23 protein-coding genes and 1 tRNA gene are annotated in these 25,235 nt (G+C 59.3%); 7 read left to right on the top strand and 17 right to left on the bottom strand.

Annotated features, from left to right (window positions below):
• Positions 1 to 65: 65 nt before the first annotated feature.
• Positions 66 to 551: a low affinity iron permease family protein gene (locus tag ASU33_RS08780; protein WP_059070274.1), complete on the bottom strand. Its 486-nt coding sequence runs from the start codon at positions 549 to 551 to the stop codon at positions 66 to 68.
• A 232-nt stretch (positions 552 to 783) separates the two neighbouring features.
• Between ASU33_RS08780 and ASU33_RS08785 the strand changes: the two genes are divergently transcribed.
• Positions 784 to 865, top strand: a tRNA-Leu gene (locus tag ASU33_RS08785).
• Between the two features lie 130 nt (positions 866 to 995).
• Here the strand turns inward: ASU33_RS08785 and ASU33_RS08790 are convergent.
• The 4 genes from ASU33_RS08790 to ASU33_RS08805 all read right to left on the bottom strand — a co-directional run bounded on the left by ASU33_RS08790 (position 996) and on the right by ASU33_RS08805 (position 7,996).
• Positions 996 to 2,567 (bottom strand): NFACT RNA binding domain-containing protein, encoded by a 1,572-nt coding sequence (locus tag ASU33_RS08790; RefSeq protein ID WP_149867121.1) that lies wholly within the window; start codon positions 2,565 to 2,567, stop codon positions 996 to 998.
• Positions 2,568 to 2,629: 62 nt separating this feature from the next.
• Positions 2,630 to 3,397 (bottom strand): MBL fold metallo-hydrolase, encoded by a 768-nt coding sequence (locus tag ASU33_RS08795; RefSeq protein ID WP_059070278.1) that lies wholly within the window; start codon positions 3,395 to 3,397, stop codon positions 2,630 to 2,632.
• A gap of 89 nt (positions 3,398 to 3,486) precedes the next feature.
• Positions 3,487 to 3,864, bottom strand: coding sequence for a response regulator (locus ASU33_RS08800; protein ID WP_059070281.1), 378 nt, complete (start codon positions 3,862 to 3,864; stop codon positions 3,487 to 3,489).
• Positions 3,865 to 3,922: 58 nt separating this feature from the next.
• Positions 3,923 to 7,996 (bottom strand): PAS domain S-box protein, encoded by a 4,074-nt coding sequence (locus ASU33_RS08805; protein WP_059070284.1) that lies wholly within the window; start codon positions 7,994 to 7,996, stop codon positions 3,923 to 3,925.
• Between the two features lie 120 nt (positions 7,997 to 8,116).
• Here ASU33_RS08805 and ASU33_RS08810 point away from each other — a divergent pair, with 120 nt between their 5' ends.
• Together ASU33_RS08810 and miaA are read left to right on the top strand one after the other, a co-directional pair.
• Positions 8,117 to 9,232 carry a glycosyltransferase gene (locus ASU33_RS08810; protein ID WP_059070287.1) on the top strand — a complete coding sequence of 372 codons (1,116 nt, stop codon included), beginning with the start codon at positions 8,117 to 8,119 and terminating at the stop codon, positions 9,230 to 9,232.
• 29 nt (positions 9,233 to 9,261) lie between these two features.
• Positions 9,262 to 10,188, top strand: a complete 927-nt coding sequence (miaA, locus tag ASU33_RS08815; protein WP_059070290.1) for a tRNA (adenosine(37)-N6)-dimethylallyltransferase MiaA — start codon at positions 9,262 to 9,264, stop codon at positions 10,186 to 10,188.
• Between the two features lie 99 nt (positions 10,189 to 10,287).
• Here the strand turns inward: miaA and pfkA are convergent, their stop codons facing one another.
• Complete coding sequence (gene pfkA, locus ASU33_RS08820) at positions 10,288 to 11,259, bottom strand: 6-phosphofructokinase (protein WP_059070292.1); 972 nt, start codon at positions 11,257 to 11,259, stop codon at positions 10,288 to 10,290.
• Positions 11,260 to 11,532: 273 nt separating this feature from the next.
• On the opposite strand from pfkA, the gene ASU33_RS08825 reads away from it, so the two are divergent.
• Complete coding sequence (locus tag ASU33_RS08825; RefSeq protein WP_059070294.1) at positions 11,533 to 11,997, top strand: tellurite resistance TerB family protein; 465 nt, start codon at positions 11,533 to 11,535, stop codon at positions 11,995 to 11,997.
• A 150-nt stretch (positions 11,998 to 12,147) separates the two neighbouring features.
• Here ASU33_RS08825 and ASU33_RS08830 read toward each other — a convergent pair whose 3' ends face one another.
• The 4 genes from ASU33_RS08830 to ASU33_RS08845 all read right to left on the bottom strand — a co-directional run bounded on the left by ASU33_RS08830 (position 12,148) and on the right by ASU33_RS08845 (position 15,049).
• Positions 12,148 to 13,338 carry an aspartate aminotransferase family protein gene (locus ASU33_RS08830; protein ID WP_059070771.1) on the bottom strand — a complete coding sequence of 397 codons (1,191 nt, stop codon included), beginning with the start codon at positions 13,336 to 13,338 and terminating at the stop codon, positions 12,148 to 12,150.
• A 128-nt stretch (positions 13,339 to 13,466) separates the two neighbouring features.
• Positions 13,467 to 13,952: a periplasmic heavy metal sensor gene (locus ASU33_RS08835; RefSeq protein WP_059070296.1), complete on the bottom strand. Its 486-nt coding sequence runs from the start codon at positions 13,950 to 13,952 to the stop codon at positions 13,467 to 13,469.
• A 29-nt stretch (positions 13,953 to 13,981) separates the two neighbouring features.
• Complete coding sequence (locus ASU33_RS08840; protein WP_059070298.1) at positions 13,982 to 14,473, bottom strand: hypothetical protein; 492 nt, start codon at positions 14,471 to 14,473, stop codon at positions 13,982 to 13,984.
• A 30-nt stretch (positions 14,474 to 14,503) separates the two neighbouring features.
• A complete protein-coding gene (locus tag ASU33_RS08845; RefSeq protein WP_059070299.1) occupies positions 14,504 to 15,049 on the bottom strand; it encodes an RNA polymerase sigma factor in 546 nt (181 codons plus the stop codon).
• 291 nt (positions 15,050 to 15,340) lie between these two features.
• On the opposite strand from ASU33_RS08845, the gene ASU33_RS08850 reads away from it, so the two are divergent.
• The 3 genes from ASU33_RS08850 (at position 15,341) to ASU33_RS08860 (ending at position 17,316) form a co-directional block, all read left to right on the top strand.
• Positions 15,341 to 15,985 (top strand): zinc ribbon domain-containing protein, encoded by a 645-nt coding sequence (locus ASU33_RS08850; protein ID WP_059070301.1) that lies wholly within the window; start codon positions 15,341 to 15,343, stop codon positions 15,983 to 15,985.
• A 206-nt stretch (positions 15,986 to 16,191) separates the two neighbouring features.
• Positions 16,192 to 16,923 carry a hypothetical protein gene (locus ASU33_RS08855; protein ID WP_059070303.1) on the top strand — a complete coding sequence of 244 codons (732 nt, stop codon included), beginning with the start codon at positions 16,192 to 16,194 and terminating at the stop codon, positions 16,921 to 16,923.
• 120 nt (positions 16,924 to 17,043) lie between these two features.
• Complete coding sequence (locus ASU33_RS08860) at positions 17,044 to 17,316, top strand: DUF4242 domain-containing protein (RefSeq protein WP_059070305.1); 273 nt, start codon at positions 17,044 to 17,046, stop codon at positions 17,314 to 17,316.
• Between the two features lie 89 nt (positions 17,317 to 17,405).
• Here the strand turns inward: ASU33_RS08860 and ASU33_RS08865 are convergent, their stop codons facing one another.
• The 7 genes from ASU33_RS08865 to ASU33_RS08895 form a co-directional block, all read right to left on the bottom strand.
• Positions 17,406 to 18,362 carry a transketolase family protein gene (locus tag ASU33_RS08865; protein ID WP_059070307.1) on the bottom strand — a complete coding sequence of 319 codons (957 nt, stop codon included), beginning with the start codon at positions 18,360 to 18,362 and terminating at the stop codon, positions 17,406 to 17,408.
• 311 nt (positions 18,363 to 18,673) lie between these two features.
• The gene (locus ASU33_RS08870) at positions 18,674 to 20,080 is read right to left on the bottom strand and encodes a vWA domain-containing protein (protein WP_059070309.1); all 1,407 of its coding nucleotides are present in this window, start codon (positions 20,078 to 20,080) and stop codon (positions 18,674 to 18,676) included.
• A gap of 135 nt (positions 20,081 to 20,215) precedes the next feature.
• A complete protein-coding gene (locus ASU33_RS08875) occupies positions 20,216 to 21,100 on the bottom strand; it encodes a transketolase (protein ID WP_059070311.1) in 885 nt (294 codons plus the stop codon).
• A gap of 184 nt (positions 21,101 to 21,284) precedes the next feature.
• The gene (gene bcp / locus ASU33_RS08880) at positions 21,285 to 21,734 is read right to left on the bottom strand and encodes a thioredoxin-dependent thiol peroxidase (RefSeq protein ID WP_216818557.1); all 450 of its coding nucleotides are present in this window, start codon (positions 21,732 to 21,734) and stop codon (positions 21,285 to 21,287) included.
• 75 nt (positions 21,735 to 21,809) lie between these two features.
• Positions 21,810 to 22,379, bottom strand: coding sequence for a lipocalin family protein (locus ASU33_RS08885; protein WP_059070315.1), 570 nt, complete (start codon positions 22,377 to 22,379; stop codon positions 21,810 to 21,812).
• A gap of 156 nt (positions 22,380 to 22,535) precedes the next feature.
• Positions 22,536 to 24,521 (bottom strand): M23 family metallopeptidase, encoded by a 1,986-nt coding sequence (locus ASU33_RS08890; protein WP_149867122.1) that lies wholly within the window; start codon positions 24,519 to 24,521, stop codon positions 22,536 to 22,538.
• A gap of 31 nt (positions 24,522 to 24,552) precedes the next feature.
• Positions 24,553 to 25,167, bottom strand: coding sequence for a fumarylacetoacetate hydrolase family protein (locus ASU33_RS08895; RefSeq protein ID WP_059070319.1), 615 nt, complete (start codon positions 25,165 to 25,167; stop codon positions 24,553 to 24,555).
• Positions 25,168 to 25,235: the final 68 nt, after the last annotated feature.

Here is a 25,235-nt window from a genome sequence, read left to right on the forward strand (position 1 = left end):
CCGAAGTAAAACGGCCCGGCCTGCACCTGCAGGCCGGGCCGTTGTTTGTTTACCGCGTCATTAGCTTACCGGGAGCGGTGCTTCACCATCTTCTCGGCGTGGTTTTCTTCGGCCTCCTCCACGGAATGCGTGCGCCCTAGGTCGTTGTCTTTTCTGGCTTTCTCAGCCAACAAGCAGTAAAACCGGTGCAGCGTGTCTATCTCTTCCTCCGTGAAGTCCTGGGCGTTGATGAGGCGGTTGCTGGCACCCTTGGTAGCGGCAATCAGCTCGTTTAGCTTCAGGTGCAGCACCAGCGAGTCTTTGTTTTGCGCCCGCTGAATCAGGAACACCATCAGAAAGGTAACGATGGTAGTACCGGTGTTGATGACGAGCTGCCAGGTTTCGGAATACTTAAACATAGGTCCGGTAACCGCCCAGCCCAACACAACGCCCAGCGCCAACATAAAGGCCGCCGACGAGCCCGACCAAACGGTAATGGCGTGCGCGAAACGCTGGAAGACGGAGCCTTGGTGCTGGCTGCCTATTTCTTGCAAGGCTTCTTTGGTAGTCATGGCGACAGGTGTGGCTAGAATACGACGTAAGCCTAATTTACGATGGGTGAGGAACGCATGAACTGCGCCACCCGATAATTTTTGTCGCTGATAACCTTGTTAGTACAACGGTAAAGGGCAAAAATGCCCGGGCAAGGCTTGCACCAACCAAACCCACCTACTACTTTTGTCGCCACTTCGCCGCCCTCTACGGCGGAGCGGGCGCAACCAAAGCGCCGATACAATGTGACCTGCGCACATGGTGAAATTGGTAGACACGCCATCTTGAGGGGGTGGTGCCTTCGGGTGTGGGAGTTCGACTCTCCCTGTGCGCACACCAGCTGAGTGGCTCGCTTTCTTCGGAAGGCGAGCCACTTTGGTTTTTCAGCGCTGCAACCACCCAGTCAAAGCTGTCATGCACTTAAGCTTCACCTAGGTGCTAGAGGCGCCAACCTGAGCGGGCACCTAGGCGTGGCGCTCGTACGGGTTGGCGGGCACTACCAGCACCACCTTTTCGCGCTCCACTATTACTTGGCCGGCTGCGGCGCCTTTGGGCTTGCGCACAAACTTTTTGGGCGTAACCGTTACGGGGCACAGCGAGTCGTTTTTGCGCCGCGAATACCACGCCGCCAGCTGCGCTACCCGCTCGAGTACGGGCTCGGGTACGGTTTGGCCGGGTCGCTGCTTAATTACCACGTGCGAGCCGCTTACGTCTTTGGCGTGCAGCCACAAGTCGTCTTTGTGGGCGTAGCGTTGGGTAAGCAGGTCGTTGTTTTGGGCGTTGCGGCCCACCAGAATGGTAAAGCCACCATCCTCGAACACCTTAAAGGGTAGCTCGTTGGCGGTTTTGGTTTGCGCCGCGGGGTCGAGGCTGTGCTGCTTGCGCCATTGGCGCAGCGTGCGAAGGTCGGCGAGGCCAGGGAGTTCCTCGAGGCGCTCTAGGCACCATAGCGCTTCGGTTTCGCGCTTCTCTACGCGCTCCTGCAGCTGCTGGGTTTCTATCTGTTGATTTTTGGCCTTGCGGTAGAGGTTTTGAGCGGTGCGCTGCGGCGTTTCGCTTGGCTTCAGCTTGATGGTGCGCGGCTGGTCGTGCTGGTAAAAATCGAGCACCTCAACCTGCTCGGCGCCGGCCGGTATCTGGTGCAGGTTGGCCATAATCAGGTCGGCGGTTTGGCGGTAGCTGGCCTCGTGCTCGAGGGCGTGTAGGCGGCGGCGGGCCAAGGCGGCGCTGGTGGTGGCTTCGTCGGCGCGTTTTTCCAGCTGCTGCCGCAGTTGGCGCAGCTCGGCCTCGTAAGCCCCGCGGCCCAGCAACAACGGCACAAATGCCCGGAGCGCTACAACTGGCTCCGGAGCCAAGGTTTGCTCTACGGCGCCTACCGGCAGCAAGCTAAGGCGCGTGCGCCCTTCCAACTGAATTATGTAAAACGCGTCGGGTGCGCTAAGCCGCTGCAATACTTCGTGCACCAACTCTTTGCGCCTAGGTTGCGGAGCCGTGTCGTAGCCTTGGGCACGCAGCCACAAACGGGGTACTTCGCCGAGGGTTGGAAACAGCCGCGCCGGGTCGGGGTGCGCGCTTATTTCCTCGTCGGTCGGGGTGGTATTAGGTTGTCGGTGCAGCAAGCCAGCATCCTCGGTTACGCGCTGCTGAAACAACTGCCCCGGCGCCTCGGGGGCGGGGTAGAACACCGCATTGGGCCTAGGTCCGAACAGCTTCAGCAGCAGCACGGCACCATCGGCAAAGCCAATGCGCAGCACCCGGTCGTTGGGTACGGTACTTACTTCGGCTACTGCCCGGCCGAGCATGTCGGGCAACAAATCGACGGAGTTCTGGCGGGCGCGGTGGAAGCTCTCGGGCAACGACAACAGCGGCTGCGTACCGGCCAAATGGGCCTTCAACCAAAACTCCGCCGCGCCATTTGTCAGCCCGATTACCAGCTCATCTTTTTCCTGCGAAAAGCACGCCACTACGCGGTAGCCGCCTAGGTGCTGGGTGAGGGCCGGAGCCAGCAAACGCAGAAAGAAGTAGTTGTTGTGCATGCCCAAAAGCGTCGGGTTCAGCAGCCCCGACGCAGCCAGAAAAGTACCTGTTCGGAAAGATATTACAGCTGCACCCGCAGGCCATCGTAGGCCAGCTTTACGTGCGGCGGCAGGGTGGCCTCAACTTCGCGGTGCTTGCCCAATAGGTGGCTTATGTGGGTAAGGTATGCACGCTTAGGTTGCACATCCTCAATTACTTCCAGGGCTTCGGATAAACTGAAGTGTGAGATGTGCGGCTCGTGGCGCAAAGCGTTTAACACCAGCACATCGGAGCCACGCAGCCGCTCGCGCGACTCGGGCGAGAGGTGGTTGGCGTCGGTAACGTAGGAGAAGCGCCCCACCCGAAAACCCAGCACGGGCAGCTTGTAATGCAGCGCCCGGATGGGCTGAAACTCAATGCCCTCGACCTCGAAACCGGCCGTATCGCTGAGGATAGGAATGGTTTTTACCTGCGGTACGCCGGGATATTTTTGGTCGGCAAAAATGTAGGCGTACTCGCGCTTTAGCTGCTCGAGCACGCGCGGTTCGGCGTACACGGGCATGTCTTGCCGCTGCTTGAAATTGTACGCCCGGATGTCGTCCATGCCGGCCGTGTGGTCTTTGTGCTCGTGCGTGAACACCAACGCATCCAAGTGGTCGATTCGATCGCGCAGCACCTGTTGGCGAAAATCAGGGCCCGAGTCGATGATGATGCTGCGGCCCTGCACCTGTAAGTGCACCGACACCCGCAGGCGCTTGTCGCGGAAGTCGACGGAACGACACACCGCGCAGTGGCACCCGATTACGGGAACCCCCTGCGATGTGCCAGAACCTAGGAAAGTGACCTGCATGCGCTAGGGCTTAGCGAATTAGGGCTTAGGTGCCGGGTGCAGTTCTCCGGAACGGAGCTACTAAAACCCAAGCACCCAAGCCCTAAAACCTATCCGATGTGCTGCTTTACGGTGCGCACTAGGGCGTCGAAATCGAGCGGTTTGGGCAGGTAATCGGTAATGCCGGCCTCGCGGAAGTCGTCCATGGTGTAGTTGTTGGCGTTGCCCGTAATGGCGATGATGGGCACCTGACGGATCTTGTCGTCGCCGTGCTGGCGAATCTCGCGAGCCACCGTCATGCCGTCTTTCACCGGAATGTTGATATCGAGCAGAATGCAATCGATGGGCTGCGCCTCGAGCTGCTTTACTACCTCGCCTCCATTTTTCGCCGACACGATGCGGTACTTCTGCAGCTCCAGGATCTTCTTGGTCAGGTTCAGGATAACGGAGCTGTCCTCCGCAATAAGGATGGTTTTCGAGTCGGACATGACTGACAGCTAGATTTTTTGGAGTGAGTTGGAAGGGGCGTAAACTAACGGCAGGACGTCAGGTAGCGCTGGTTTGGGCCGGGTAAGTAGCCACGAACTGCGCGAAGTAATGCAAAAGCTTCTGAAAATCCTGCACTGCATTCTCCGTACGGCCCTGCTTTAAGTCATGTTCCAAATGTTTTGCTTGTTCGGCAAGGCGTGTGAGGCCAAGCGTGAAACCAGTGCCCTTTAGCTGGTGCAGATGGGGGAGAATGTCGGCGTAATTTCCGGCATCTACCAGGGTTTTGGCTTCCTCCAGCAAAGGCCCGGCTTCGTGCTCAAAATCGGCAAACAAACCGGCCGCAAAATCGGCGCCGCCCAACTGGCGCAACTGCTCCACCGTGTCCATATCAATGATGGGCCGCGGGTCGTTGTCGGCAACGGGGCCGGCCTCAACCACGCTGTCAACAGGCGTTTCGGCAGGGGCTTGATCCGGAGTTGCGTTGGCCGAGGCCGACAGTAGTGCTGCCTGCGGACGCCAACGGCACAACACCTCGTACAGGTCCTGGCTTTTCACGGGCTTAGGCACGTAGTCGTCCATGCCTTGCTGCACAAACCGCTCGGCGTCCTCCTTCATCGAATAAGCCGTCATGGCTACCACCGGGGGGCAACCCGGACCTAGGCGCCGCCGGATTTCGCGCATGGCCGTAACGCCATCCATCTCGGGCATCTGAATGTCCATGAAGATGACATCGTAGCGCAAGCCGCTGGTGGCAAGGCCAATGGCCTCAAATCCGTCGCCGGCCACATCGGTGCGGCAGCCCAGCTTATCGAGCAGGCGCACGGCTACTTTCTGGTTGATGGGGTTGTCGTCGACGAGCAGCACGCGCGGGGCTTGCTCGAAGCGCATCACCTCAGAGCCCGAACGGTCGCGCGAGGCTTGGCGCTCCTGCAAAATCTCCATCTCGTTGGTGGCCACCCGGCACCGGATGGTAAACCAGAACGTAGAGCCTTCGCCCACGTTCGAGTCGACGCCGATGCTGCCGCCCATCAGCTCCGTAAGCTGCTTGCTGATGGCAAGACCTAGGCCCGTACCGCCAAACGATTTGGTGGGCGTGGTATCGAGCTGCGTAAAGTTGGTGAACAGCAGCTTCGCGTTTTCCGACGAAATACCGATGCCGGAGTCCTGCACCTCGAAGCGCAAGGTATGCTCCACGCCATCGGTGAATACCGACGTGACGCGCACCGTTACGGAACCCTGCTGCGTAAACTTGATGGCGTTCGAGGTGAGGTTGCTCAGCACCTGCAGCAAACGCGTTTCGTCGGTGATGATGAAGCGCGGCGTGTGCGGCGTGATTTCGTAGGTGAAGTTGAGGTGCTTTTGCTGCGCCCGGTTGGCAAAAAGCGAGTGAATCTTGTCGAGGGTGTAGTGCAAATCCATGCCCTCCTCGTTCAGCTCCATCTTGCCCGCCTGAATCTTCGACAAGTCGAGGATGTCGTTCAAAATAGCCAGCAGCGCATCCGACGACTTCCGCAGCGTATCAATGTACTCTTCCTGCTCCTCGGAGGCCACCGTTTGGTGCAGCAGGTCAATCATGCCAATGATGCCGTTCATAGGCGTGCGCAGCTCGTGGCTCATGTTGGCCAGGAACTGGGTTTTGGCATGCAGCGCCTGTTCGGCTTCGTCCTTGGCGCGGCGCAGGTCGTCGTTCAGGGTTTTCAGCTCCGTAATGTCGCGGGCAATGCCCTCGGTGCCGGCCGGGCCATCGTGCACCATGCGCGCGTTGATGAGCACACTTACCGGGTGCCCATCTTTGTGGCGCATGTCAATCTCGTAGTTACGCACTTCGCCGTCCTGCTTGATGGCTTGCAACAGGGCGTCGCGGTCGGCGGGGTTCACATAGTAGTTCACGATGTGCGTACCAATCACCTCATGCGGCTCGTAGCCCAGCATGTCGTGCACCGAGGGGCTGAGCAGCGTGAGGATGCCCTGGCCATCGGTGCGGTAGTACACGTCCTGGAACGACTCGAAAATGGCCCGGAATTTTTCCTCCTGTGCGGCCAACTCCAGCTGCCCGCGCTTCTTGTCGGTAATGTCGTGCGCGATGCCCGAAATCTCTTCAAACGTACCGTCGTCGAGGTAAATGGGGTTGAGGTAGATTTCACGCCAAGTATCGTGGCCGCGCACGTCGCGCAGGCGCACCTCAAAGCGTTGCGGTACGCCCTCAAAGGCCCGCGTGTAGTGCTCGATAAACAACTGCCGCGCGTCCTCGTCCATCATGGCTAGGTCGGCGTGCCACAGGTTGATGTTGAGGGCTGGGTGCACGCCATTGCGCCGCAAGAAGTAGGCCGCGTAGTTGCGGTTGAACGAGGTAAGTCGCGACTTCAGATCGACGGACCACATCAAGTGCGTACCGCTCTCGAAGATGGCGTTGAGGCGTGCGTTCTGCTTGTTGATCTGAACCTCGTTGCGCTTCCGCTCGATGGCCAAGGCCACCTGGTTCGAGATGAAGTGCAGAATCTCGAGGTCGGAGGGGGCATAGGCTTCGCGGTTGGAATAGTCCTGCACCGCAATAACCCCGATAATTCGGTCGCCGATGCTCAGCGGCGAGCAAAGCATAACTTCCGGCATCAGCCCGTAGGCCGTAATGGTGCCGTCCGCAATCAGCGTCTGCAAATCCTCGCGTACCAGAATTTGTGGCTTGCCCGTGCGGATGATGTACTCCGATACGCCCGAGGAGAACGGGCGCGTTACCATCGCCTTCTCGCCCTGCGAGTTCTGATCGACGAAGTACGCGAACTGCAGGTGCGTGCGCGCTTCGTCGCAGAGCGCGATGTAGAAGTTGTTGGTTTCGATGATCTTGCTCAGCTCGCGGTGGATGGCACCGTACAACGAGTGCAGATCCTTGGAGCTGATGGCCAGGTTGGCAATGCTGTAGTAAACCTTCTGCAGGCGCTCGGCCTTGATGCGGTCGGTGATGTCGTGCAGAATGGCGCGGGTGCTCACCGGCTCGCCCTCGTCCCAATGGCAGGTGATGGAGCCAATGAGGTGTACCGGCTTGCCCGTTTTGGTCAGGAACACCGTTTCGAGCTTGTTCACCTTTTCGCCCTTATACAGGTTGCGCAGCTGGTACAGCAGCTTGGCCTTGTAGTAGGGGTGTACCACATCACCTAGGGTCAGCTCCGAAAGCTCGTCGTCGTCGTAGCCCAGCTTTTCCTTCCAGGCCTTGTTCACGAACAGAAAGCGGTTGTCAACCGACAGGTTCTGAATCAGGTCGTGGGCGTTGTCGAGGAAATCCTGCAGGCGCGAGCGGTTGTCGGTAAGGGCCTTGGCCGTTACCTGCCGGTCGGTGGTATCGTAGCCGATAAAGAAGATGCCTCGGATTTCGCCGGTAGGCGTGTGGGCAAACTCGGAATGCCAGAACAAGGTGCGCTTGCTGCCGTCGCGGGCCTGCAAGGAGCGCTCCACAAAATCGTAGAGCTTTTGCTGCTCCAGCGACATACGAAAGGCATGACGGCGCGGCTCGCGCTCGGCTACCGGGGCAAACGTATCGAAGTATTCGTGGCCGATAATCTCCTCGCGGGTGTAGCCCGTGAGGTGCTCAAAATGCTCGTTGAAATCGGCAATATGCGCGTTAAGGTCGAGCTCGAGGTAGCACATGTTGGCCCGGCTCAGCACATCGCGCAGCTGGTTGTGCAAATGCTCTACAGCTAACCGTTGCTTGTTGGTTTCGTTGGTGCGCTTCTGCGTGGTTACGTCGCGTGCGGTTAGCTGCACAATTTTCCGCTGATCGGGCAGCTCCAACCGGTGCAGCGTGAGCCACACATCCAACTCGGTTTTGTTGGTGTGGGCGGCGTACCAAATCCGCGATGCCTGCTCGCCGGTGGCGGCACACTGCCGAATGGCCTCGTTTAGCTCGCTTTCGGTAGCCCAGTGCGGCTCGGCCGTTGGCACGGGGCGCGTAAAGCTGATGATGCCGGTTTCGAGCAGTTGCTCGCGGGCAGTACCCAATAAATCGAGGGCGCGCTGGTTGCAGTCGAAAAGCCGGCCTTGCTCGTCGTATAGCAGGATGGCATCGAAAGCGCCATCGAAAAGAGCGCGGTAGGTTGCGTAATCGGTAGCCGATACGGCCTGATCTGTTTGGAATGACATCGCAGAAACTACAGCTGCAGCGGCCCCTAGGTTGGGCCGTAGCCGGTGATAAGCAGGTTAACCGCTTAAATTTGTCAAATATATCCTAACCGAACACCCTATTGGGTGTACAGGAGAAGGATGAATTTATGCATTGCCGTGCGCCGCCTGCTCTTCGCCGTTACCTCCGACCTCACCTACGATCAGCGCATGCAGCGCATTTGCACCTCGCTGGCGCAGCACGGCTACCGTGTGCGGTTGGTTGGGCGGCAACTGCCCAGCTCGCGGCCACTGGGTACGCAACCCTTTGAACAAGTGCGGCTTCGCTGTTGGTTCAACAAGGGCAAGCTGTTCTATGCAGAGTACAACATCCGGCTGATACTGTACCTGCTCCGGCAGCGCGGCTGGCACGCCTACGGCGCCGCCGACCTCGATGCAGCGCTGCCTATTTGGCTGCGCGCCAAGCTAGGCGGCCAGCCTTTTGTGTACGATGCCCACGAATTATTTACCGAAGTGCCCGAAGTAGTGCAGCGCCCCCTGGTGCAGCGCGTGTGGCGCGGCGTAGAGCAATGGGTGGTGCCTAGGGCTAGGCTGGCCTACACCGTAGGGCCCGCGCTGGCGCAGTGGTTTAGCCAGCGGTACAGCCGGCCGTTTGGGGTGGTGCGCAACATCAGCCGCCTAGGTGCCGAAACACCTAGCACCTCCCCGGCAACTGGTTACATCCTTTACCAAGGCGTGCTCAACGTGGGCCGCGGCCTGGAGGCTTTGATTGATGCCATGCCCGCTGTGCAAGGGCGGCTGGTTATTTGCGGCGAAGGCGACCTATCGGCCCAACTGCGCCAACGGGCTGCCGACCTAGGGCTAGTGGCCAGCGGCAAAGTAGAATTTCGGGGGTACGTGGTGCCTGCCGAACTGCGGCAGGTAACCCTGGGTGCTGCCGTGGGCATTAGCGTGCTTGAGCACCTAGGGCTTAGCTACTACTACTCGTTGGCCAACAAGTTTTTTGATTATCTGCACGCCGGCGTGCCGCAGCTCATCTCGCCGTTTCCGGAGTACTTGGTCCTGAACGACGAATTCCAAGTAGCTGAAGTAGTGCCGACGCTAACCCCCAAATGCCTGGCCGCCACGCTCAACCGCCTGCTGCGCGACGCGCCCGAACGCCGCGAGCAATTGGCCCGTAACTGCCAGCGCGCCCGCCAAGCCCTGAACTGGGAGCACGAAGAGCAAGAACTGCTGCGCCTGTACGCCGCGTTGTGAGCAGCCCCAAGTACCCAACCTGTTTTGGCATGAGTAAACAAGCAACCGCACGGCCGTTGCTGCTGGTAGTAGCCGGCCCCACGGCCGTGGGCAAAACGGCCCTGTGCGTGCGCCTGGCCCAGCACCTAGGCACCGAGGTAATATCGGCCGATGCGCGCCAGTTCTTCCGCCAAATGAGCATTGGCACGGCCAAGCCCACCGCTGCCGAAATGCAAGGCGTACCACACCACTTCATCGACTCGCACTCAGTGGAGGAGGAGTACAGCGCCGGCCGCTACGAAGCCGATTGCCTAGCTTTGCTGCAGGCGTTGTTTCAGCGGCACCAAGTGGTGATTCTGACGGGGGGCTCGGGCTTGTACCTGCAGGCCATTACCGATGGGTTCGACGACCTGCCGCCCGCCGACACGGCCGTGCGCGAGCAACTGCAGCAACAGCTAGAGGAGCAAGGCCTACCCGCACTGGTAGCCCAATTAGCCGAACTCGACCCCGTGTGCCACGCCCGCATCGACCGCCAAAACCACGTGCGCGTGTTGCGTGCTTTGGAGGTAACGCTAAGTACCGGCAAGCCCTTCAGCTCCTTTCATGGCAGCAGCGCTAAAGCCGAACGCCCCTTCGAGGTGCTCAAAGTGGCCCTTGCCCGCGAGCGGGAAGAACTGTACCAACGCATTGACATGCGGGTAGATCAGATGCTTGCCGAAGGTTTGCTCGAGGAAGTGAAAGCCTTGTTGCCCTACCGCGAAAAGCAGGCGCTGCAAACCGTGGGCTACCAAGAGATTTTCGGGTTTCTCGATGGCGAGTATGATTGGGAAGAAGCCGTGCGCCTGCTCAAGCGCAACACCCGCCGCTATGCCAAGCGCCAACTTACCTGGCTCCGCCGCGACCCGGCCTACCATTGGCTACACCCCGATGCCGCTGAAGACTGGATTCGGGAGCAAATAGCGTCGCGGGCGTTGTAGGCCATTGCCGAGCTTGTTCTCGCAGTATCTAAATCATAAAAAAAAGCCGGTGCCTGCCGCCAAAACGGTAAGCACCGGCTTTGCTTGCAAGCGAACCGCTTACACCGACAGAATCTCTACCATGCGCATGAAGCCTTGGTTGATGAGCTTCTTCTTGTAGATGGTATCGTGGAAGGGGGTGTACACCAACTTTCGGTCGACGATGCCGGCCATCACGTTGCGCATGCCGTTCACGAGGCCTTCAACAGCCGCAATGCCGATTTGCGAGGCCAGCAGGCGGTCGGCAGCCGAGGGGGCGCCCCCGCGCTGAATGTGGCCGATTACCGTTACGCGGGCGTCCATCTCCGGAATGGCTTCCTTCACCTTGTTGGCCACAATGGTAGCGTTGCCTTCTTCGTCGCCTTCGGCCACGATAATCAGGAACGACGACTTCTGGCGCTTACGTGCGGTTTGGAGCGTTTCGATAACGGTATCGATGCTTTGCTGCTGCTCGGGCACCAGCACAATTTCGGCACCGCCGCCAATGGCGCACGGAATGGCAATGTAGCCCGAGTCGCGGCCCATTACCTCCACGAAGAAGGCGCGGTCGTGCGAGTCGGCCGTGTCGCGGATTTTGTCGATGGCGTCGAGGGCGGTGTTCACGGCCGTGTCGTAGCCGATGGTGTAATCGGTGCCGTACAGATCGTTGTCGATGGTGCCGGGGGCGCCCACCGTCGGAATGCCAAATTCCTCCTCAAATTTCATGGCACCGGTGAAGGTACCGTTGCCGCCAATGGCTACCAACCCTTCGATCTTGTGATTTACCAGCTGATCGAACGCCTGTTGCCGCCCTTCCTTGGTCATGAACTTCTGCGAGCGGGCCGACTTCAGAATGGTGCCGCCGCGTTGTACGATGTTGGCCACCGATGTCGTGTCGAGCCGCACGATTTCGCCTTTGATCATGCCCGAGTACCCGCGCATAATCCCGTAAACTTCGATACCGTGGTAGAGGGCCGTGCGTACAACGGCGCGGATGCACGCGTTCATGCCGGGCGCGTCGCCTCCGCTCGTAAACACTCCGATGCGTTTCATGCTAGTAAGAAGGGCAGAAAAACGGGCCGACCGGCGGCCCGTTTAGGTGTGGCAGTTTAGGACAACCACTAACCGTTACGGCGGGTTGCTGATTTAAGCCTGCAAATATGCGCCATTATTTGACAGTTTTTTTTCAAGTTCCGTATGCAAGCCTAAGAGGGAAAGGATAAATTAACATCACCCTCATTGCCAGCCGGCTTGGCCGCGGGTTGGCATTAGCCAATTTGGCTTGTGTTGCGGCCGCTGTCCTACACCGTTTCCCTTCCCACCTCTATGTTTGGTTTCTTCGAAAGCGAACAATGCAAGAAAGCACGCAGCCACATTCATAACCTGGCTTCGCTGGCCCGCGTCGATGGGCACATCGACGAGCGGGAGATGAACTTCCTGGTGTCGGTAGGAAAGAAAAATGGGTTGAGTGCCAGCGACGTACGCAACGTAGTGGCGCAGGCGCAGCAACACACCCTCGCGTTGCCCGATAACGACTCCGAACGCTTTGATCAGATCTTCGACCTGGTGGATATGATGCTGGCCGACGGTGTGGTGGACGACAACGAGATGGACTTCTGCATTGACATGGCCGAGAAGCTTGGCTTCCGCAAAGCCATTGTGGGCGTGCTGGTGCGCAAGATTTCCATGGGCGTGCGCGATGGCTTGCCCCGCGAGCAGATCAAGAACGAATCAGAAGCTTTTTTAAACTTCAAAGGCGAAGGCACCGCAACCCACGGCCGCGGATTGTAGCACCAAGCAAGCCTCGATAATTGCACCGCCCCTAGGTCGCCGGAAGCTCCCGGCGACCTAGGGGCGTGCTTTTTGTTTGGGGCAGGAGCCTTGCACTCCCAAGCCAATGGGCACCCGCGTTCTGAGTTTGCGGCCGTAGTATCCGGTGCCTTACGCGGCAGCATCAATGGCCCGCAACAAAGCCGCGCAGGCGTAGTCGATTTCGTCGTCGGTGATGGTGAGGGGCGGAGCCAGGCGCAACGAATTGTCGCAGAACAGGAACCAGTCGGTAAGAATGCCTTCGTGCGCGAGGGCGTGGTCGATAATCGGCTTCAGCACCGCAAACGATTCAAACTCCACGGCCATCATCAGACCTTGGCCGCGCACCTCGCGAATGGCCGGGTGCACCAGCAGCTGCCGAAAGCGGGCGGCTTTGTCGGCTACGCCGGCCAGCAAGTTGTCATCCAAAATGGTGCGCAGTGTAGCTAACGAAGCCGCGCACGACACCGGGTGCCCGCCGAAGGTGGTGCAATGACCTAGGATCGGGTTACTCTTGAAGCCCTGCATAATCTCCTGGCGCGAAATAAAGGCCCCAATGGGCATACCGCCGCCCATGCCTTTGGCTGTCAGGAGAATGTCGGGCTCGATACCAAACTGCTCGAAGGCCCAGAACGTGCCCGTACGGCCAAACCCGCACTGGATTTCATCGAGGATGAGCAAAGCCCCGACCTCCGTGCACCGGCGGCGCAAATGGCCTAGGTAGTCGTTGGTGGGTACGCGCACACCGGCTTCGCCCTGCACCGTTTCCACAATTACGGCGGCCGTGCGGGTTGTAATCTGCTCCAGATCGGGCAAGTGGTTGTAGCGGATGTGGCGCACATCGGGCAGCAAGGGGCGGTAGCTGCGCTTGAAGCTCTCGGAGCCATTTACCGACAGCGCGCCTTGCGTGGAGCCGTGGTAGGCATTGTAGCAGCTAATGAGCTCGGTGCGGCCGGTGTGGCGCTTGGCCAGCTTTAGGGCGCCCTCCACGGCCTCGGTGCCCGAATTCACGAAGTATACGTTGTCGAGAGCCGAAGGCAAGGTTTGGTGCAGGGCATGCGCCAGCTCGGCCGGCGGCGCTTGTACCAGCTCGCCGTACACCATCAGGTGCAAGTACTTATCGAGCTGCTGCTGAATGGCCTCTAGCACACGCGGGTGGCGGTGGCCTACATTGCTCACGCCAATACCCGAAATCAAATCAAGAATCCGCCGGCCATCGGGCGAGTACATCCATACGCCCTCGGCGCGCTCAATTTCGAGCAGCAGCGGGAAATCGGAAGTTTGGGCCTGGTGGCGCAGAAAGAGCTGGCGAGGAGTAAGCATAAGCGTGCAGAACGAGCCCACAAAGTTACCACCTAGGCGGGGAGTGCCGCTGTGGCAGGCCAATGCACCTAGGGCAAACAACAAAGGCTGCCCAGCAGGCAGCCTTTGACAGGTAGTGGCAAGGGAAGTTAGTCGTTGGTTGTAGTGGCCTGAGCGGGGCGGTTATCCAGGCGTTTGATGAGGGCCTTGGTAAACTCGCGCTCGGCTTGTTGCAGCTGCGCTACTTGGCGCAGGGTAATCACCTTCTCGAATTTGCCCACGTATTCTTTCTCGAGGTTCAGCTCGTTTTGGCGCATGGCGAACTGTTGGTTAAGCGCCGCCCGAATTTCTTTGTCGCCCATAGCGGAGTAATCGGTGCCGCGGCGGGCCTCACCGACTTGCCGGCGCAAAGCCCGACGCTTTTCGGTGTACTCGTTGAACAAGGGCCAAAAGCGCTGCGACTGTTCGGGCGTGAGGGCGAGTTTTTCGGTAATGTAGGCCACGCGGGCACTCTCAAGGCGCTCCATGCGGGGGCCGCTGCCAGGGCCGCCGGGGCGCTGGGCCATGGCCGGTGCGCTGGCACCTAGGGCCAGCAGCACAAGCAGCAGCAAGTGGGGCAATCGGAAAAGCTTCATATCAGAGGGAGGAGGTTGCAAAGATGGGCTTACAGGTAAACATCCACGCTGGGTTGTTCGTCGAGGGCGGCCTCCAACTCGGCGCGCGAGGTGCCGGGCAAGAAGGTGGCCGTAAGGTCGCGGTCGGCGATGGGCGTTTCCGAAAAATCCTGCAGGGTCAGGCGCTCATCGTTGGTGAGCAGGTATTGTACTACTTCGGCGTGCGGCACGGCCGCCAAGGCCCGCTCCGATGTAGCAGCCGGCACAGTAGCCACGGCCCCGGTTGGGGTGCGGTAGCGCGCAGGGCTATCGGTAAGCCAGTACGTACCCACAAAAGCTACCAGCAGGAGCACCGAGGCCAGGGCGGTGCGCAGCGGCGCACTCAGCGCCGCCAGCCAGCCAAACAGCGGGGCAGCTTCGGGCTCGGCGGGGCGCACGCGCTGCATTACACGCAGCGGCAGCTTATCAAAGTAGCCATCGGGCGGCGAGGCCAGCGGCTGCTGGCGCCGCGGGTGGTCGTCCAAACGAAAAGGCGTTTTCATATCGGTTAGAGGGCTGCAAAGCCCAGAAGTTTAATGGCTGGCTTCGTTTACGTATTGCTCGATTTTCTTGACGGCGTGGTGGTACGAGGCCTTGAGGGCGCCCACGCTAGTGCCGGTTACTTCGGCCATCTGCTCGTAGGGCATTTCGTCGTAGTAGCGCAGGTTGAACACCATGCGCTGCTTATCGGGCAGGCGCAAAATGGCTTTCTGCAGCTTTAGCTCCACTTCGTCGCCGGCGAGGCTGTCGTCGGCTTCGAGCTTGGCCGAAAGCTCGGCACCCACGTCGTTGAGCGGCAAGAAGAATTTCCGCCGTTTGCTCTGCAGAAAGTTCAGGCATTCGTTGGTGGCAATGCGGTAAATCCAAGTGTAGAGCGAGGCATCGGAGCGGAAGTTCTCGAGGTTGTTCCACACCTTCACGAACACATCTTGCACGAGGTCGTCGGCATCGTCGTGGTCGATTACCATCTTGCGCACGTGCCAGTACACCTTCTGCTGGTACTTGCGCACCAGCTGGTTGAAGGCCACATTGCGAGCGGCGGGGTCCCGGAACTTGAGGAGGATTTCCTGGTCTTCCAAGCGGGCTAGGAGAGAGGTGGTAGAGGCGGTTGGCGTGGGGGTTAGACGCTGGCGCAAGCGCAAGGTTTAACACGCCACCGAAAAAACTACCGAGCTTACAGAGCCGCTTTTTCAAAATGCTCTGACGAGTCGGTGCAAATCACATGTACATGTTATTGCTATGGGTAAAGTGCCACGAATATGCCTTGCGCACCTCGCTGGTGTACAATTGCCTACTGTACGGCTAGCGCAGCTACCTACGAAGCCATTACTTTGGGGCTGATACTCGAAAAATTTACCACCGTGAGCACAATGATCCGCTTCGTGGCCAACCACGATGACTTATCAACCGACAAAGGATTTCAGTTTAAGTTTTACTGCGACAAGTGCCGCAACGGGCATATGTCGCGGTTTCAGCCCAACGCCGTGGGCATTGCGGGCGAGTTGATGCGCGCCGCCGGCAGCTTGTTTGGCGGTTACTTTTCGAGTGCCGGCAACGCTGCCTACCACGTGCAGCGCGCCATCGGGGGCAAAGCCCACGACGAGGCCATGGAAAAAGCCGTAGCCGAGGGTAAGCAGTACTTCAAGCAATGCACCCGGTGCGGCCACTGGGTGTGCCCCGATGTGTGTTGGAACTCCAAAGCCGGCTTGTGCGAAGATTGCGCCCCCGACGAGCACGAGGAACTGGCAGCCCAGCAGGCCTTGGTTGCCCGCGAGCAGATCTATGAGAAAACGCGCCAGCAGAACTACACGCAGGACCTCGATTTTCTGAACCGCGCAAGCGTGGTGCAATGCAACAGTTGCAACGCCAAGCTGAATCCTGACCAGAAGTTCTGCCCCGAATGCGGCTCACCCAATGCCGCTGCCAAAAATAAGGAGCGCTTTTGCGGCGACTGCGGCGCGAGCATGAAACCCGAGCAGCGCTTTTGTGCCGAGTGCGGTGCCAAGCAAGGCTAACGCACCGGCAGCTACCTGGGCAACGGCCGCCGCGCCACCCGTGCGGCGGCTACAAGGACTTATATGCTGTTCAGGTTTACTAAGTAGTTAAAAGCGTGTATATTGATAGTACCTGCAAACCAGGCAACCGAGCTGTGCCGCCATAGCTCGAGCGTACGGATCGGTTGGCAGGCTTATGGTTTCGGAAGAATATTCAGCTTGGTCTTATGCTCCGATTCCGCCTTACCTCCGGCTACGCGGTAGCACTGCTGGCCCTCATGTTCCTCACCCAAGAGGTACGCATGAGCCTGCGTATGCTGCTGATGCGCGCCGTGTGTGGCTGCTGGGGCAACCGCACTTTTAGCGAGTGGGAAAGCTGCGCTACTTGCGCCGCCACCGAGGCCGGGCAATTAGGCGGGCAGGCCCTGAGCGCAATACTACCCTATGCGCAAATGTGGGTGGGCTACAAATTGCTCGACGAGGTAAACCAAACGCGCACGCGGGCGTTCGGGCTAGCTTTGGTATTTGCCGGGTTGCCATTAGCCCGGCTCAGCTCGGCTACCCTGGCCGCCGGCCCCGAAACCTACCTGATGCAGCAGCTCATGGGCGAATGGGGGGCCAGCTGGCTGGTTACCATCATACTGGTGCTGTTATTGGTGGTGCCGCCTGCCATTCGGGCCCACGATGCGCTAATGCACCCCAAGCGCGGAGCGGTGTTTCTAGGAATGTTGCTGGTGCCGCTGGCGGCCAATGCCGTGGTGGTTACGGGCGTACTAAACCCGTTGCTGCACTCGGGAGTGTTGGTGAGCCATGGGCCGCTGCACATGCCTTGGCTGGCCATGCTCTGGCTGGCTGTGTTAGGGGTGGTGCTGGTAGCCACATGCCGCTGCCTGAACCTAGGCGAAGAAGCGAACAGCATTTCCTGGTTGCGGCACCAACGCACTCCTGAGGTAACCTAGGTGCTGGAGCTTCTGCAACAACGAAGGCAGTAATCAGGCCCAGTGGAAGCCAGCAACCACTAAAAAAACGGGGCGCTACCGAAAAGCCACACGAGTAGGATCAACTTCATGCCCACAGCTATGCCAAGGTTTGTTATTGAAAGAGACCTACCCGGAGCCGGTAACCTGTCGCCCGAGCAGCTTCGGGGTATTTCGCAAACTTCCTGCGACGTACTGCGCGGCATGGGCCCCGAAATTCAGTGGCAGCAGAGCTACGTCACCAACGACAAAATTTATTGCGTGTACATCGCGCCCAACGAGGATATGATACGGGAGCACGCCACCAAAGGGGGCTTCCCGGCCAACTCCATCAGCAAAGTGGCCATGGTTATCGATCCGACTACGGCCGAGTAAGCTGCAGCTCTCCAACGCTTCGACAACAAAGCCCCGGCTACCTAGGTAGCCGGGGCTTTGTTGTCGAAGCGTTGGAGTAGCCTAACCGCTTACTTGCGGCGGCTCATTACTTTCTCAACGGCCGCTACAATGGCCGCTTCGTTCAGGCCGTACTTCTCCATCAGCTGATCGGGCGTGCCCGATTCGCCGAACGAGTCGTTTACGGCTACCATCTCGAGGGGCAGGGGCTCCTCGCGGGCCAGTAACTGGGCAATGCTGTCGCCGAGGCCGCCGTGCATCTGGTGCTCTTCGGCCGTTACTACGCAGCGGGTTTTGCGCACCGATTGCAGCACGGCTTCCTCATCAAGCGGCTTGATGGTGTGGATGTTGATGATTTCGGCGTTAATGCCTTTTTCAGCCAGCAAGTGCCCAGCCAGGATGGCCTTCCACACCAAATGGCCCGTAGCGAAGATGCTCACGTCGGTACCTTCGTTCAGCATCAGGGCTTTGCCAATTTCGAACTTTTGATCGGCCGGGGTGAAGTTCGGTACTACCGGGCGGCCAAAGCGCAGGTACACCGGGCCTTCGTAATCGGCAATGGCGAGGGTAGCGGCTTTGGTTTGGTTGTAGTCGCAGGGGTTGATGACGGTCATGCCGGGCAGCATCTTCATCATGCCCACGTCTTCCAGAATCTGGTGCGTAGCGCCGTCTTCACCTAGGGTGAGGCCGGCGTGCGAAGCACAGATCTTCACGTTCTTGCCCGAGTAGGCAATGCTCTGGCGAATTTGGTCGTACACGCGGCCCGTGCTGAAGTTGGCGAAGGTGCCCGTGAACGGAATTTTGCCACCGATAGTGAGGCCCGCTGCAAGGCCCATCATGTTGGCCTCGGCAATGCCTACCTGAAAGAAGCGCTCCGGGAAGTCCTTTACGAAGGCGTCCATTTTAAGGGAGCCAATCAGGTCGGCGCACAAGGCTACTACGTTGGCGTTGGTTTTGCCCAGCTCGTGCAGGCCGGCGCCAAAGCCGGAGCGGGTGTCTTTCTTCTCGGTGTACGGGAAATCTTTCATGTATAAGGTTGGGAGAGGGTTTCAAAAAAGAGGTAGAACAAACTCCCCTCCTCAGATGAGGAGGGGATGCGGCAGTTTACCGCCGCTGGGGTGGTTGACGGACGTTGCTGACGCCCATACCACCTAGGGCAGACCATTGAACAGATAATGCTTTGCTGCAAGTCTGCATCAGCATTACGTTTGCGCATCAGGCACGAGATAAATGCACGAGCGAAGTTGGTTCTGGCGGCGCGGGCGCCCGTCAACCACCCCGCCCTTCGGGCACCCCTCCTCATCTGAGGAGGGGAGTTGGTGCACGTCGACTACGTTCATCACTTTCCAAAAATGCTGACCGAGGTGGTTTGCCCACTGCGGATGGTAAAGCTGCGCACGTCGGTGAACTTGCTGCCGGTAGCGGTGCTGGTGCGGAATACCAGGCGGTAGTTGCCGGGCTGCATCGTCAGGTTGATTTTGCTGCTGGCATTATCGCCCAGGGTGTACACCCAGGTTTGGGTGTCGTCCTGGTTCAGGCGGTAAATGCTGCCGTAGCCTTTTAAATCCGAGAGGATATTGAGGGCACCGGGGGCATCATACGTCACCACGGTTTCTTGACCTTGCTTGATGCTCACGCGCCGAAACTGCCTAGGTAGCGTCAGAATTTCCACCTCGTAATTGCCTGCCAGCAGCTTTTGCTTGCTGCCGAAGGGCCGCGACACCAGCGTAGCCGGGTTGCCCTGTTGCCGCACCACGGCGTGCATGGTGCCGTAGGGGTTGGGCGTAAGCTGCGGGTTTTGCAGGTTGAGGGTGCCTTGCGGTGTTTTGAAGCTCAGTACGTTGGCCTTGCCCGGCTTAATGGGCAAGTTGGCCTGCCGCACCGGCGGCACCGTGTTAATTACGAGGTCGTAGCTCTGCAGCGGATCTACGTCGAGCACATCGGCCTGGCCTTTGGCGTCGCGCCAGTGCACGTAGTTGTACTCGGGCGTGTCGGTGAGGCTGTTCAGGAAAGTCAGGTTCACGTTCGACTCCACGGGCCGGCCGTTCTCATCCGTCAGGTTTACCGCCACCGTGGTTTTGGCCAAGGTTTGGGCAATTACGTCGTTGAGGATGGTCCGGAAGGTCTTCACATCGGCCGCGTTGTAGTACTGGCCTAGGCACTCCAACTGCTTACCAAAGTCGCGCTCAGCCCCAATGCCAATTACAAACGGCTTCAGAAAGATGCGCTTGCGCTGCAAAGCCAACGAGGTAGCACACGGGTCGCCGTTGCACGATTCCAGCCCATCGGTAATCAGAATGAGTACGTTGCGCGAGGTTTTCTCCGACGGAAAATCCGAAGCCGATTGCATCAGCGAGTACGTGATGGGCGTGTTGCCTTGCGGCTTTAGCTCCTGCAGTTTTTGCTTGATGGCGGCCGCGTTTTTGCGCGCAAAGGGTACTTCCAGCCGCGAGTCTTCGCAGTTGTTTTCGTCTTTGTCGTGCATGTGGCCGTAGGCGCGCAAACCCAGCTCGAGGTTGGGGTAGGCGTTGAGCGAATCGGCCATGCGGGCCAGCAAGCGTTTGGCTACGTTCCAGCGCGGCTCGCCCTCCCACGGCGCCAGCATCGAGCCCGAGGCATCGAGCACAAACAAGATGCGCGTGGTTTTGGGCTGGCTTTGCGGCCCAGCTTGCTGGGCGCACAAAGGCCCGCCGGCTAGCAAGCCGACGATTACTAAAAGCCAGAAGGGGAGCGTGCGGAGTAACATGCGGTGGAGGCCGGAGCTGCTCCTACAAAGTACAGGTTAGGAGCAGCTTAACCTAGCATTGACAAGCGCAGAAAGCAGAACTATTAACTAACGCCAAGCGCCCGATAATCGTCTGTGCCGATGCCTTTCGGAGGCTTAGTAGTCGGAGTTCTGCTCCACCTCGAGTTGCTGCAGGGCTTTCTCCAACTGCTCGTCGTTGGGGGCTACGCCGTGCCACTTGTGCGAGCCCATCATGTAATCGACGCCGAAGCCCATTTGGGTATCCATCAGCAGCATTACGGGCTTGCCTTGGCCAAGCAGCGACTGCGCTTCTTCCAAAGCTGGCAGCAGCGTTTCGAACTGGTTGCCATCGGCTTCGATTACTTGCCAGCCGAAGGCCTCGAACTTGGCGCGCAAATCACCTAGGCCCCCCACTTTCTCGGTGGGGCCGTCGATCTGCTGGCCGTTGCGGTCGACTACGGCAATCAGGTTATCCACCTTGTGATGTGGGGCGTACATGGCAGCTTCCCAAATCTGGCCTTCTTCCAGCTCGCCGTCGCCCATCAGCACGTACACGGTGCGGTTGTCGTTGTTCAGCTTTTTGGCTTGCGCCGCGCCAATGGCCACGCTCAGGCCTTGGCCCAACGAGCCCGAAGCCACGCGTACGCCGGGCAAGTGCTCGTGCGTGGTAGGGTGGCCCTGCAGGCGCGAATCGAGCTTGCGGAAGGTAGCCAACTCGCTAACCGGAAAATAGCCCGAGCGGGCCAGCACCGAGTAAAACACCGGCGAAATGTGGCCGTTGGAGAGGAAAAACAGGTCTTGGCCCACGCCATTCATGTCGAAGGGTTCGGGCGTGTGCTTCATGAACTTGAAGTACAAGGCCACCAGCAAATCGGTGCAACCCAGCGAGCCGCCGGGGTGGCCCGAGTTAACGGCGTGCACCATGCGCACGATGTCGCGGCGCACCTGCGCGGCAATTTGCTTGAGCTCGGTGATGGAGCGGGTCGCCGTGGCTTCGGCGGGAGAAGAAGAAGCTGACATATGGGGTAAGTGAGGAGAATCGGTGGGTAAGTGGCCGTTTGCGGCGCCTTATGCGGCAACGCACTAGCTAAGGTTACAGCAGAGCCTAACGGGAAAGCCCTAGTTGCCAGCAAAAATCGGCAGTGGCTGGCACCTCGCCAAAACCAAACCGGCGGGCCTACAAGAGGTCCGCCGGCGGCTGAAATTACTTGAGCAATTGAGCAGCGTGGTTCTTTGTATCGGGTCGGCGGATGATGCGCTCCACGCGGCCCTCGGCATCGATCAGGAAAGTGGTACGCACCACGCCCCAATACGTGCGGCCGTAGTTTTTCTTTTCCTGCCACACGCCGTAGGACTGCGCCAACTGTTTATCGGGGTCGGCCAGCAGCTGGAAAGGCAACTCATACTTTTGGGCAAAGCGCTGGTGCGACTCTTCCGTATCGGGACTGACACCCAGAACGGTGATGCCGGCCGCTTTCAGCTCCGTCTCGCCATCGCGCAGCGAGCAGGCCTGGGCCGTGCAGCCGGGGGTATCATCTTTGGGGTAGAAGTACAGGGCCACGCGCTGGCCGCGCAAATCGGAAAGGCGCACGGTCTGGCCGTGCTGGTCTTGCGACGCGAAGTCGGGGGCTTGGTCGCCGGGGTTCAGCGTAATCATCGGGGCAAAGGTAAAAGCCTTAGCCAGATGTAGCACCTCCTAGGTGCCTAGTTGCCCCAGCGGCAGTGGCACCTAGGGCAAGTTGGTTTCGAGCTGCTCGGTGTAAATCAGCTTCTCGACGGGAAAACCCTTTTGCCGGGCAATTTCGACGAGGTTGTGCAAGGTGGGCAACGAGAGGTGCGGCTTGCGGGCCAAAACCCAGAGGGCTTTGCGGTTGGGCGTACCTACCAAGGCAAACTGGTACTCGGGGTCGAGCGTCAAGATCCAGTAATCACCCTCAAAGGGCCACTGAAATTGCACCTTCAGCTTGGCATTGGTTTCGGAATCGGCTACGCGGGCTACACCATGGGCTACCTCGGTGGGGCCGTACACCGAGTTTTTGTGGCAAGTATTTGTCACCTCGATGCGGCCATCGGGCAAGGGGCGGTACTCGGCTGTTACGTTGGTGCAGCGGCGCTCGAAGCGCTGCGGCAGGCGCGCTATTTCGTACCACAAGCCAGCGTACCGATGCAAATCGACGTGCGAAACGGTAACGAGCTCGGGTTTTTTGCGGCGGGTAATGGCGTACACGGCCGCTCCGGCAGCCACAGTAGCCGCAGCGGCAGTCCACAGGCTAGGCTTACGGATGTTGGGAGTAGGCATAAAATCGAGGGTGTGGTTGGGGCCCTAGGTGTTAGGTGCCAGCCCTAGGTACGTTAAGCCCGCGTTAACCGTTAGCCTTTCGGAGCCGCTGGTTTAGCCACGGCTACGAGTTGGCCCACAAGAAAAAAGCGAAACCGAGGTTCCGCTTTTTTCTGATTAGAGCTGGAAGGTGAGCGTCTTTTCGTTGCCGGCCTGATCGGTAATGTGCAGGCGAGCGGTGCCGCGCAAAGGTGGCCCAAGGGTGTCTTCGCGCTCGGTATAGAGCGTGGCGTTCTTGTGCTCGAAACGCAGGCGCTTAAACTGCCCGTTAATCTCGAGGCGGTAGCTGGCCAGGCCCGAAAGGTCGTCGCCTACCTTGAACACGAGCCCGCCATAACCTTTGCTTACAAGCCTGGCCGATGGCGCCGTGGTATCCGTGAGGATGCGGTACTGCCCCAGGATTTTGGTGGAGAACGACACGGCCTCGCCTTCCCACTTGCTGCCTTGGTAAATGCTTCCGTTGCCGCGGATAAGGTACACCGCCGAGCGGCGTTTATCGGCCACGGGTACTTCGGGCTTCAGGGTCACGCGAATGGGGGCCAGCAGCGGCGTACGCGGATTTTGCACCGTCCAGAGGCCGTTTTTGTAGCTGGTTTGCAGGTACAGCGTGTCGAACAGTGTGGTAGGACCGAAGGCGATGTTCAGGTGCTGATTGGAGAACAACTGCTCGGTTTGGGCCGGAATGGCCGCCACCCGATCGAAGCGCTGCGCCAGGCGGATGCCGGGGAAACGCATGGAGTCGGGCAGGCCGGCGCGCAAGTCGTACAAGTACACCGAGCGGCTTTGGTCGGTGTAGCTTGGCTTCAGCTGCAGCTGGCGGTTGCCACGTAGCAGCGTCAGGTTGGGCGCCTGGCGGGTGGTGTCGTCGCAGGTTACGCGTAAAATGTTGCGCAGCACATCATAGCGCAGGGTGGGCTTGCGCACCGCGGCCGAGCGCGTTTGCCAGTACTCGGGCGCCACGCCACGCAGCACCATGCGCAGGGGCGTGGTGTTGCCATAGGAGTCGGAAAGGCGCATTTCAACGGTGTACACCTTGCCCGGCTCGGTGCGCAGGCGGCCTTTGCTGGGGCCGGTTTCGTAAATCGGCAGGGTGTTGCCCTCGTCGACCCACAACTTTTCCATGGTGCGACCGGCACTCATCATGTACTCGTAGTCGGTGTGGTGGTTTACCTGCCGGGTTTCGTCGGGGAACCCAACACCGTTGATGGCGTGCGTGTAGTGCGGCTCGCCGTTGACGCGTACCTCCACCCGCTGAATGCCGTTCTTGTTCCAGGCGTTATCGAACCGGTCGAAGCCCTGTAGCAGCAGCCCCACCGTACCCGCCACAGGAATGGTATCGGCCACGGCAAAGCCCGTGGTGTTGGTGCCCTTGGGGGCAAACAAGCGTTTCTCAAAACGGCCCTGCACGCGGCCGTCGATGCTCAATGGCTCCACGGCTGTCATCACGGCGGTGGGCGGCACGTGGTCCTGAATTTCGGCAAAGCCACCCCACTGCAGCGGATTCAGCTGGGTGTCTTTGGCGTCGCGCACTTCCCAATGCAGGTGCGGGCCGGCCGAGCCGCCGGTGTTGCCCGAAAGGGCCACCACGTCGCCGCGCTTCACCTCAAACTCGCCGGGCTTGAAGAACAGCTCAAGCTCGTAGGTCTGCTTTTCGTACTGACGCTTCAGCAGCTCTTGAGCTACCGGACCTTTAAACTGGTTGAGGTGGCCGTACACCGTTACCAGCCCGTTGGGGTGGGTGATGTAGAGCACGTTGCCGTAGCCAAACGACGACTGCTTAAGGCGCGAAATGTAGCCATCGGCCGAGGCGTACACGGGCAAGCCCACCACGCCGTCGGTTTTGATGTCGAGCCCGCCGTGGAAGTGGTTGGGGCGCAACTCACCCATGCTGGCCGCCAGCAAGTTGGGCTTGCCGGGCTTGATGGGGAACAGGAAATAATCTTTCGCAACTGCCACCGTGTCGGGGGGCGCAGTAGCGGCTTTTGCAGCGGGTTTTTCCGTTTTATCGGTATCGGTGGTGCAGGCCGAGGGGGCTGCGGAGGCAAGCAACAGCATGGCTGGGCCAGCCAGCAGCCAGGTAGAGAGCAGGCTATTCTTCAGCACAATCAACAAACGACGATCAACCAACTACTCCTTACTTCACGGCTACTTCGAGCAGCTTCTCGTCTTCGATGTAGCCCACAAGCTGGTCGCCCACTTGTATGGGGCCTACACCGCTGGGCGTACCGGTAAAAATCAGGTCGCCCATTTTCAGCGTAATGAACCGCGACACGTAGCTGATGATTTTGTTGAAATCGTGCAGCATCATGGCGGAGCTACCTTGCTGGCGCACCTCGCCGTTTACCTCCAGCCGGAAGTTGATGTTCTTGAGGTCGGCAAACTCCGATACAGGTTTGAAGGTGGCACCTAGGGGCGCCGAGCCGTCGAAACCCTTGGCAAGGTCCCAGGGCAGGCCTTTGCTTTTGGCTTTGCTTTGCAGGTCGCGGGCCGTGAGGTCGAGGCCCAGGCCAATGGCATCGTAGTAGGTATCGGCAAACTGCTCCTCGATGTGGCGGCCGTTTTTGCACACGCGCAGCACCAACTCAATCTCGTGGTGAATGTCCTGGGTGAACTCGGGGTAGAAGAACGGCATGCCGCGCTGCAGCAGGGCCGTATCGGGTTTCTGAAAGATGACGGGTTCGTCGGGTACTTCGTTATTCAGCTCGGCAATATGTTCGGCGTAGTTGCGGCCGATGCAGAGAATCTTCATGAGAGGCGGAGTCGGGATGGGGAGGAAACCGGTAAACGACCGGCCCTAAGCAAAAGTACACCATTGCG

Origin of the sequence: Solirubrum puertoriconensis, assembly GCF_001483135.1 — a bacterium.
In the GTDB taxonomy this organism is placed as follows: domain Bacteria; phylum Bacteroidota; class Bacteroidia; order Cytophagales; family Hymenobacteraceae; genus Solirubrum; species Solirubrum puertoriconensis.